This window comes from Kitasatospora sp. NPDC005856 (assembly GCF_040629945.1).
Lineage (GTDB): Bacteria > Actinomycetota > Actinomycetes > Streptomycetales > Streptomycetaceae > Kitasatospora.
On sequence record NZ_JBEXWT010000014.1, the window covers coordinates 119,161 to 127,961 of the forward strand.

The 8,801-nt window shown below is 71.9% G+C and carries 12 protein-coding genes; 6 read left to right on the plus strand and 6 right to left on the minus strand.

Features of this window, described 5'->3' with window-relative positions; all coding sequences use genetic code 11:
• Window positions 1–54 precede the first annotated feature (54 nt).
• The 3 genes from ABZ449_RS12020 (at window position 55) to ABZ449_RS12030 (ending at window position 2,504) form a co-directional block, all read left to right on the plus strand.
• Complete coding sequence (locus ABZ449_RS12020) at window positions 55–624, plus strand: helix-turn-helix transcriptional regulator (RefSeq protein WP_360344246.1); 570 nt, start codon at window positions 55–57, stop codon at window positions 622–624.
• A gap of 123 nt (window positions 625–747) precedes the next feature.
• Entirely contained in the window at window positions 748–1,188 is a 441-nt protein-coding gene (locus tag ABZ449_RS12025; RefSeq protein WP_360344249.1) for an ImmA/IrrE family metallo-endopeptidase, read from the plus strand.
• Entirely contained in the window at window positions 1,185–2,504 is a 1,320-nt protein-coding gene (locus ABZ449_RS12030; RefSeq protein ID WP_360344252.1) for a site-specific integrase, read from the plus strand. Before ABZ449_RS12025 ends, ABZ449_RS12030 begins: the two co-directional genes overlap by 4 nt.
• A 183-nt stretch (window positions 2,505–2,687) precedes the next feature.
• Here ABZ449_RS12030 and ABZ449_RS12035 read toward each other — a convergent pair whose 3' ends face one another.
• Window positions 2,688–2,945, minus strand: coding sequence for a Prokaryotic metallothionein (locus tag ABZ449_RS12035; protein WP_359896907.1), 258 nt, complete (start codon window positions 2,943–2,945; stop codon window positions 2,688–2,690).
• Between the two features lie 95 nt (window positions 2,946–3,040).
• Window positions 3,041–3,439, minus strand: a complete 399-nt coding sequence (locus tag ABZ449_RS12040) for an ACT domain-containing protein (RefSeq protein WP_224273954.1) — start codon at window positions 3,437–3,439, stop codon at window positions 3,041–3,043.
• 259 nt (window positions 3,440–3,698) lie between these two features.
• On the opposite strand from ABZ449_RS12040, the gene ABZ449_RS12045 reads away from it, so the two are divergent.
• Window positions 3,699–4,292, plus strand: coding sequence for a PadR family transcriptional regulator (locus tag ABZ449_RS12045; RefSeq protein ID WP_360344305.1), 594 nt, complete (start codon window positions 3,699–3,701; stop codon window positions 4,290–4,292).
• A gap of 105 nt (window positions 4,293–4,397) precedes the next feature.
• Here ABZ449_RS12045 and ABZ449_RS12050 read toward each other — a convergent pair whose 3' ends face one another.
• Together ABZ449_RS12050 and ABZ449_RS12055 are read right to left on the minus strand one after the other, a co-directional pair.
• Window positions 4,398–4,595: a hypothetical protein gene (locus tag ABZ449_RS12050; protein WP_360344255.1), complete on the minus strand. Its 198-nt coding sequence runs from the start codon at window positions 4,593–4,595 to the stop codon at window positions 4,398–4,400.
• A 101-nt stretch (window positions 4,596–4,696) separates the two neighbouring features.
• Window positions 4,697–4,927 carry a hypothetical protein gene (locus ABZ449_RS12055; protein WP_360344258.1) on the minus strand — a complete coding sequence of 77 codons (231 nt, stop codon included), beginning with the start codon at window positions 4,925–4,927 and terminating at the stop codon, window positions 4,697–4,699.
• Between the two features lie 508 nt (window positions 4,928–5,435).
• Here ABZ449_RS12055 and ABZ449_RS12060 point away from each other — a divergent pair.
• Window positions 5,436–6,131 carry a bifunctional DNA primase/polymerase gene (locus ABZ449_RS12060; protein WP_360344261.1) on the plus strand — a complete coding sequence of 232 codons (696 nt, stop codon included), beginning with the start codon at window positions 5,436–5,438 and terminating at the stop codon, window positions 6,129–6,131.
• 102 nt (window positions 6,132–6,233) lie between these two features.
• Here ABZ449_RS12060 and map read toward each other — a convergent pair whose 3' ends face one another.
• Window positions 6,234–7,079, minus strand: coding sequence for a type I methionyl aminopeptidase (gene map, locus ABZ449_RS12065; RefSeq protein ID WP_360344264.1), 846 nt, complete (start codon window positions 7,077–7,079; stop codon window positions 6,234–6,236).
• Between the two features lie 112 nt (window positions 7,080–7,191).
• On the opposite strand from map, the gene ABZ449_RS12070 reads away from it, so the two are divergent.
• Window positions 7,192–7,419, plus strand: coding sequence for a hypothetical protein (locus tag ABZ449_RS12070; RefSeq protein ID WP_360344267.1), 228 nt, complete (start codon window positions 7,192–7,194; stop codon window positions 7,417–7,419).
• Between the two features lie 34 nt (window positions 7,420–7,453).
• Here the strand turns inward: ABZ449_RS12070 and ABZ449_RS12075 are convergent, their stop codons facing one another.
• Window positions 7,454–8,791, minus strand: a complete 1,338-nt coding sequence (locus ABZ449_RS12075; RefSeq protein WP_360344270.1) for an MFS transporter — start codon at window positions 8,789–8,791, stop codon at window positions 7,454–7,456.
• Window positions 8,792–8,801: the final 10 nt, after the last annotated feature.

Genomic DNA, 8,801 nt, shown 5'->3' on the forward strand with positions numbered 1-8,801 from the left:
AATCTGCGATGCTGTTGCCTAACGTTGTCCATCAAGAGGAACCCGGGGACCGTGATGAGCGCAGCCAAGCAGGCTGACCTCGACTGGGCTGCGATCGGCCGCATGATTCGGCGCGAGCGAATCAAGATCGGCATGAACCAGTCGGAGCTTGGTGCCGCCGCTGGCCTAGATCGAAAGTCGATCAGCAACTACGAGCGTGGCGTAGGGCCCGCCCGGGGTGACCGAGTACCGGATGGCTACTACAAGGTCGGAGCCATCTTCGGCTGGACGCCCGACGCGGTCGACAGTTACCTGCAGGGCCAGCAGCCGCCGGTTGAGTCGCTCGCTGGCTCTCCGGCGGTGGGTGGCCCATCCCCTGCTGAACTCTTTCCGGCCGTTGGCCGGTTTGCCCGTGCTGCTGTTCAGGCTGGCGGCGATCCCGCGCTTCGCGACCTACTAGAGGATGTAGCCGATCGACTGCTGCAGTCGATCCCGCGGGAGCCGGCCGCTCGGAAGACTTCGTACGGCCTTGCTGCGTACCGGCCACATGGTTGGGTGGAGGGTGACGTGGGAGTGCCGGACGACGATGCCGCACGGATCCGTCAGGCCCTGGAGGAGTTCGAGCAGGGACGGCAGAAGCCGTAACTCCCCAGTACGTCTGCGACACGCGTGACTTTACGTGGCTAATTCCTCACCTCTACTCGCGCGCATATGCCAGAATCGGCTCTCCGGCATGCCTCCCACACGTCAGGACTCAGGGGGAGAGGCATGCCCGCAGTCGTCGGCACCGCCGCCGAGGTAGCGCAGTACGACCCGCTTGCCACGCTGGAGCAGATGGGCATACCCGTCATCCGCCAGTGGCTGCGGGACACCTGGGGCGCGTGGTCCCCCAAGCACCGCGTCGTGATCCTCGCCCAGGGCCTCAGCCCCACCCAGGAGCGCTGCGTGCTTGCACACGAGATCGAGCACATCCTCGCTGGCGACGTCGGCTGCGGCGGCATGGCTGGCCTGCGAGCCGAACGCCTCGCCGACCTCCACGCCGCCCGAAAGCTGATCGCGCTCAGCGACTTCTGTGCGGCTGTGCAGTGGGCAACATCTGAGGCCGAGCTCGCCGCCGAACTCGGCGTGACCGGCTGGATCCTCCGCACCCGTGCGGCCGACCTGGAAGGGGGTGCCCAGTGGCTGGGTACATCGAAGACCGGTGGATGACGAAGCGCCCGGACCCGGCGACCGGGAAGAAGCGTCGAACTGAGCGCTGGGGGAAAGGCAAGCGCTACCGCGTGGCTGGCATCGTCGGCGTCAGGGACCGCTCGTTTGCCGGCCTGGAGGACGCGAAGAAGTGGCTGCGCGAGGCGGCCACGGACAGCACCCGCGGCAACCTCTACGACCCCCGCAACGGCGAGATCACGCTGCGGGAGTACGTCGAGACGATCTGGTGGCCGAGCCTGCGAAAGCCGCCGAACACCAAGTCCTCCATGCGGCCCAGGATTTGGAACCACATCCTGCCGCACCTGGGCGACCAGCCGCTGATCCGCATCGGCGACGAGCAGATCAGATGGTGGGTAACCCAGGCAGAGAGGGCGATCGACGTCGGCACCGTACGGACCACCTGGAAGCACTTCAGCGCCATCATGCAGGCCGCGCACAAGGCCAAGCGCATCCCGGAGAACCCGTTCCGAGACGCCGAGTTGAGGCCGCCGGCGGCTCCCGCGAGCAAGGCGAAGGCGTGGCCGCTGCACGTCGTGCTTGCTGTGCGAGAGGCGTTGGCTCCGCGATACCGCGTCCTCGTCGACCTGGCCGTCGGCGCCGGGTTGCGGCAGGGCGAGGCATTCGGCTTCAGCCTGGACGACATCGTTGGCCAGGAGATCCACGTCGTGCGGCAGGTCCTGAAGATCGACGGCAAGCTTGCCTTCGGGCCACCCAAAGGCAACAAGGTTCGGGTGACGGCCTGCCCGCCCGGCCTTGCGGAGCGGGTTCGGGAGCACGCTGAGAAGTTCCCGACAGTCGAGGTGACTCTTCCCTGGGTCGACCCTGACCGCCCGAACCTGGCCTGGGAAGAGCGGCCGATGAAGACCATGCGGCTGCTGGTTACCACGGCCAGGGTCAGCGGCAAGGGTGGGGGCGCTGTCAACCGGACCACCTGGGATGAGAAAGCCTGGAAGCCGGCTCTCGTGAGGGCCGGCGTGATCCCGGAGCCAAGGCGCGAGCAGGTGCAGGGCGCAAAGGTGATGTGGACGCGCGTTGTGTGGACGATGGACCGCTCCGACGGATTCCATGTCCTCAGGCACACGTTCGCCTCGGTTGTGCTTCAGGCCGGCGAGACCGTGACGACGCTGGCGGCGTGGCTCGGGCACAGCGACCCGGCGTTCACGCTTCGCACGTACGTCCATTTCCTCCCCGAGGCCGGGCGGCAGGCGCTGTCGGCCCTCGGCCGGTGGATCGCGCCGACACCTGCGGCATCGGAAGCGCTCCCCGGAGAGGGCGTCGGAAACGGATCTCCCCAACCGCTCCCCGAGGCGGCGTAGAGGGCGCGGATCTCAAGGCGTTTCCCCAGGTCGCTGCCCCGGGAGGAGTCATATGTGGGGGAGTGTGGCCTGTACCCGGCGTACAGGCCTGCTCTTCCGCCCCTGGCTTCACGAGGGCCCTCCGACCTGCGGAAACGACAGGTCGGAGGGCCCTTCGTCATGCCCGGCCGGGGCGGGCGGGTCTCAGGCGGGACGGGCGCCGACGGCGTCGCGGATCTGGTCGCCGAGGCCGCCGTTGACACGGGCGCAGTTGGCGCAGCAGAAGAACATGCCGGCCACTTCGACGCCGTGCCCGACGATGCGGACGTCGCACTGCTCGCAGCGCGGGGCGAGCTTCTCCATGGCGCACTCGAAGCTGTCGAAGGTGTACGTGTCGCCGGTGACCGTCTTGATCTCGAAGGCCAGCCAGTAGTCGTTGCCGCAGGTGACGCAGATGGCCATGGCGGCCGTCTCCTTCCGGTGGGGCGGCCCGGGGTGGCCGCGCGGTCACTTCCAGTGTTGGAGGCTGCCGGGGAGACGGCCACTCGGCGTCGACGTCAGGCGGAGCGGGCGGCGAGGTCCTCCAGGGCGCGGACGGCGCGGTCGGCGTCGTCGGCGGCGACGAACAGGTGGTCGTGGTGGAAGCCGGCCACCACGTTGCAGCTGATGCCCTCCTCGGCGAGCCGGCCGGACACCGCGGCGGTCAGTCCGACGGCCTCCAGCGCCGAGTGGATCCGCAGGGTGATCCAGGCCGCCACGTACTCGTAGCGCAGCCCGAGCGCGTCCGCCTCCTCCTGGGCGACCACCATCGTCACCCCCTCGGGTTCGGCGACGGTCACCACCGGGCGCATGCCGGCGGGCACCCGTGCGGGGAGCGTGCAGTAGACGTACCGCCCGGGGTTGAGCTGCGGGCTCATCCCGCGCAGCAGTGTCGCAAGGTCTCGTTCTGCGGCCATGCCCGTCACCGTAGCGGCTGGACGGGGGCCGGGACGGGGATGCGCCGCGCTCCGCGGGCGTGTCGGAATCCGTTGACGAGCGACAGTCACCGATATATCGTCGAACTATCGAGACAGTAACTCGACTGGCTCGTCGACCATCGGAGACACACAGGAGGTGGGCGCGATGCGCTCAGAACGTCAGGGGAAGCGATTCCGCTGGGAGGGCCCGCGCGGGGGCGGCGGTCGGCGCCGCGGCCCGGGCCCGGAGTTCCGGGGGATGCCCGGGGAGGGCGTCGAGGGCCGGGAGGCGTTCGGCGGGTTCGGCCCGCCGTTCGGCGGCGGCCCCGGCCGGCCGATGGGCGGCCCGTTCGGGCACGGCTACGGCGGCCATGGCGGCCGGCGCGGTGGTCCGCACGGTCGGCGCGGCGGGCGGGCCCGGCGCGGTGACGTCCGGGCCTCGCTGCTGGCGCTGCTCAAGGAGCGGCCGATGCACGGCTACGAGATGATCGCCGAGATCGCCGAGCGGACCGGCGGGGCCTGGCGGCCCAGCCCGGGATCGATCTACCCCAACCTCCAGCTGCTGGAGGAGGAGGGCCTGATCACCGCGGAGGAGGTCGGCGGCAAGCGGCTGGTCTCGCTCACCGAGGCGGGCCGGGCCGAGGCCGAGGCCGGACCGGCCGAACCGTGGGCGGAGGCCGGCCGGGAGGTCGACTGGGAGGCCGTCCAGGAGGTCGGCCAGGCGCTCGCCGCCGTCGACCAGGCGATCCGGCAGGTCATGGCCACCGGCACCCAGGCGCAGCGCGCCAAGGGCCTGGCCGTGCTGACCGAGGCCCGCAAGAAGCTGTACCTCATCCTCGCCGAGGATGACTGACCGACCCGGGGGGAGGAGCCGGGGGGAGGAACCGGCGAACCCGCGGGGGAGCGGGACGGGTGCTGCTGCCGCCCGGGCCTCACGGCCCGCACGGACCCGCAGGTCTCACGGCCGGACCGTGAACAGTGCCACGCACACCAGCAGCAGCACCGCCCAGCCGAACCAGAGCCAGGCGTTCGGCTCGATCGCCACGCTGTAGAGGCACACCACCAGGAGCAGCACCCCGGTGACGCCGGCGACCTGCCGGTTGTGGTGCTCGACCGCCCGTGAGCGGCTCCTCGGGTGCCGTACCGTCCTCGCCATGCCGACCTCCCCGGGAGGCGAACGAAGGGCAACGCCGGGCGGTGCGGGCGGCGCAGGGCGGCGAAGCGCGACTCGGACCGACGGGGAAGCGCGCGGGCCCGTCAGCCGGAGGCGCGGACGGTGGCCGCCTCGTCGTACTCGTAGCGCCAGAACCAGCTCAGGCCCCGAACCTGCTTGCTCCGGACGTACACCAGTGTGCGCGCGGGGGCCTCGCCGTGCGCGGGGACCGGAACCTTGTACTTCTTGGGCACGCCGAGCATCGGCCCCAGCGGGATGGGCAGGATCGTCCCGTCCAGGGGGCCGCCGACGAATTCGGTGTCCGCGCTCTTCATCCCTCCAGGGTCTCACCTCCGCGGAACACCCCGGACGGGGCCGTGTCAGGAGCGCCGGAGGGGGAGTGCCGGGGCGGCCGGGGGCTCCCGGGCGGGAGGGCGGGCGGAGGTCGCGTGAGGGCGGCGTGCCGGGAGTGTGCCCGGGGTGCGCCGAGGGCGTCACCGCGAGTGTGACCGGAGAGGCACCGCCCCCGGTCACCCGGAGGCCCTCCGCACCCTTATCCTTCCTGTTACGCCCTCGGGGTCCACCCGGGTCAGCGGGCCCCGTACGGGCCGGGCGAGGCGCGAATCCGCGCGCCCTCCGGCCGATTTGGCGCGGACAGCGTGCTGCCGCGACTGCGTACCGTGACCCGGGCGTCGGCCGTCCGGTGACCCCGGAAACGGTCGGCAGGGCGCGGACGTCAGGGCCGAGCACCCCGGGAAGCAGCCGGGGGCGCTGTGCGTTGCGTCGGAGTGTACGTCGAACGCTGTGTCGCACCAGGCACGGCAGTTGCGCGGAAGGGGCCCGATGGAAGCCGGAAGCAGGTGGACGACCTGGTGGCAGAAGCGTGACCGTCAGCGGGCGGGGGGCGCCGACGACCCGGCCGCCGGACTCGATCAGCTGCTCGGCGCGGTGCGTGCCGGATTCCCGCTCGCGCCCGCCGCCCACCCGTCCGGTTACCGGTGCTCCTGCGACCGGGTGGCCTGTCCGGCCCCCGCCCAGCACCCGGTCTCCTTCGCCTGGCAGACCCAGGCCACCACCGACCCCGAGCAGCTCTCCCGCTGGCTCGCCCGCGATCCGCAGGCCAACTTCATCACCGCCACCGGCCGGGTGCACGACGTGCTGGACGTCCCGGCGGAGGCCGGACGGCTGGCGCTGGAGCGGCTGACCGCGCTGGGCGTCGAGGGCCCGGTCGCCGCCGTCGGCGGGGACCGCTACCTGTTCTTCACCGCCACCCGCGGCACCCCGCAGGACGAGGACGAGTGGTGGCCGAGCGCGCTCGACTCCACCCCGGACACCATGTCCGAGCACCCCGGCCTGCGCTGGCACTGCCGCGGCTCGTACACCCTGCTGCCGCCGGCCGCGCTGCCGGACGGCTCCCAGGTGAGGTGGCTGCGGGGGCCCGAGCAGCCGCTGCCGGACCCGCTGCGCGTCCTGGACGTGCTCACCGACGCCTGCACCGAGGTGGGCGCCGTCGCCGAGGAGCAGTGGCTGATCGGCTGACGGCGCCCGGGACGGCGCGAGGCCACGGGGTTACCGCGGCACGGGGTTACCACGTCACCGGGCTACCGCGTCACGCGGCTACCGCGGCACGGGACCACGGCGTCACGGCAGGGTGAGGATCTCCGCGCCGTCCGCCGTGACCACCAGGGTGTGCTCGAACTGGGCGGTGCGCTTGCGGTCCTTGGTGACGACCGTCCAGCCGTCCTCCCAGATCTCGTAGTCGTAGGTGCCCAGGGTCAGCATCGGCTCGATGGTGAAGGTCATGCCCGGCTTGATCACCTCGGTGGCCCGCTCGCTGTCGTAGTGCGGGACGATCAGGCCGGAGTGGAACGACGTGTTGATGCCGTGTCCGGTGAAGTCCCGCACCACGCCGTAGTCGAAGCGCTTGGCGTAGGACTCGATGACCCGCCCGATGACGTTGATCTGACGGCCCGGCTTGACCGCCTTGATCGCCCGGTTGAGGGATTCCCGGGTGCGCTCGACCAGCAGCCGGGACTCCTCGTCCACGTCGCCGACCAGGTAGGTGGCGTTGAGGTCGCCGTGCACGCCGTGGATGTAGGCGGTGGCGTCGATGTTGACGATGTCGCCGTCCTGGAGCACGGTCGAGTCCGGGATGCCGTGGCAGATCACCTCGTTGACCGAGGTGCAGACGGACTTGGGGAAGCCCCGGTAGCCGAGGTCGGACGGGTAGGCGCCGTGGTCGCACATGTACTCGTGGGCGACGACGTCCAGCGCGTCCGTGGTGACGCCGGGGGCGATCAGCTTGGCCGCCTCCTCCATCGCCCGGGCGGCGATCCCGCCCGCGATCCGCATCTTCTCGATCGTCTCGGCGGTCTGCACCTCGGGCCCGGTGTACGGCGTCGGCGCGGGCTTGCCGACGTACTCGGGGCGCGCGATGTGCGCCGGGACCTTGCGGGTGGGGGACTGGATGCCGGGTACGAGAGCCATGCCGCGAGTCTAGTCGCCGGTCTCCGGGGCACCGGGCGGTGTGCGGCCCGGCCCGGTGCGGGGAATGATCGGTACCGACCCATCCCTCCGGCCTTCTGAACGGGAGAGCGCGATGCCCCTCGGATTCAACCGCAAGCCGACCGGCAAACCCGGCGAGTGGTTCTACTGCATCAGGCACAACAAGGTCGAGGAGGGCCCGGAGTGCCCGGCGAAGGACCGCCTGGGCCCGTACGCCACCCCCGAGGAGGCCGCCCAGGCCCTGCGCATCGCCGACGAGCGCAACCGGGAGTGGCAGAACGACCCGCGCTGGAGCGACAAGCCGAAGGGCGACGCCGAGTAGCCCCCGGGCGGCGGGGCGCACGGGGCGGTCGGCGTCAGGCGGGCTGGGCGGCCTCTCGTTCGGTGGCTTCGTGGCGGGCGCGGACGGCGGCGGCGTTGGGGTCGGTGCGGTCGTCGTAGGCGAGCAGCTTCGGGAGGGCGGCGGCGACGGCGAGCACGGCGACCACGCAGGCGGCGCCGCCGGCCCAGACGGCGGCGCGCACGCCGACCAGCCCGGCCATGGTGCCGGCCCGGACCTGGCCGAGCTGCGGGCCGACGGAGTAGCTGAGCAGTTCGACGCCGGCCATCCGCCCGCGCAGCTCGTCGGGGATGGACTGGTTCCACATGGTCGAGCGGGCGAGCCCGCTGATCTCGTCGGCGCCGCCGGCCAGTGCCAGCCCGAGCAGCACCAGCCCGATGTGCTCGGACAGCCCGGCGATCGCCATCGCCCCGCCCCAGCCGACGGCGGCGGCCACCAGCAGCCGCCCGTGCCGGTGGACGCGGGAGGTCCAGCCGCTGGTCGCGCCGACCAGCAGGGCGCCCAGGGCGGAGGCCGCGTACATCGGGCCGAGCGCCCAGTCCGCCCCCAACTCCGAGGCCAGGAAGGGGAAGACGGCCACCGGGTAGGCGAACAGCATGGCGCACAGGTCGATCGCGTAGGTGCCCAGCAGGTCCTTGCGGCTCCAGGCGTAGCGGACACCGGCCAGCACCGTCCGGACGGACGGGCGTTCGGCACCGGTGCGCGGCGGCACCGCCTTGATCCGGACGAGCAGCAGCAGCGAGACGGCGAAGGAGAGGACGTCCAGCGCGTACGCGGTCTGCACCCCGGCGAAGGCCACCACGACCCCGGCCAGCGCCGGGCCGGCCACCGAAGCGGCGTTGTGGTACAGCGACCTGAGGGCGAACGCGGCGGTCAGGTGCTGGTGCGGGACGAGCCGGGGCAGGAGCGAGTCCAGCGCCGGGCGCTGGATGCCGTCGGTGGCCGCGACCAGTGCGGCGACCACGTAGATCGGCCAGAGCAGCGGGTGCGGCAGCAGGGCGTTGAGCAGCAGCAGCCCGGCCAGCAGGCCGAGCGCGACCTCCGCCCGCAGCACCAGCTTCCGGCGGTCCAGGGCGTCGGCGAGGGCGCCGCCCCACAGGCCGAAGACGATCAGCGGCACGAGTTCGACGGCGCCGATCAGGCCGACCGCGAAGGAGGAGCCGGTGAGTTCCTTGATCTGCATCGGCACGGCGACGAGGGTCAGGAAGCCGCCGAAGCTGGTGACGCAGCCGGAGGTCCACAGGTAGCGGAAGTCGCGCGAGGCGCGCCAGGGGGACAGATCGGGCGTCAGCGAGCGCAGCAGCCTCCGGGCGCGCCCGGGTGCGGCGGGATGCGGGGGTTCGTCGACGTTCACGAATCGTCAT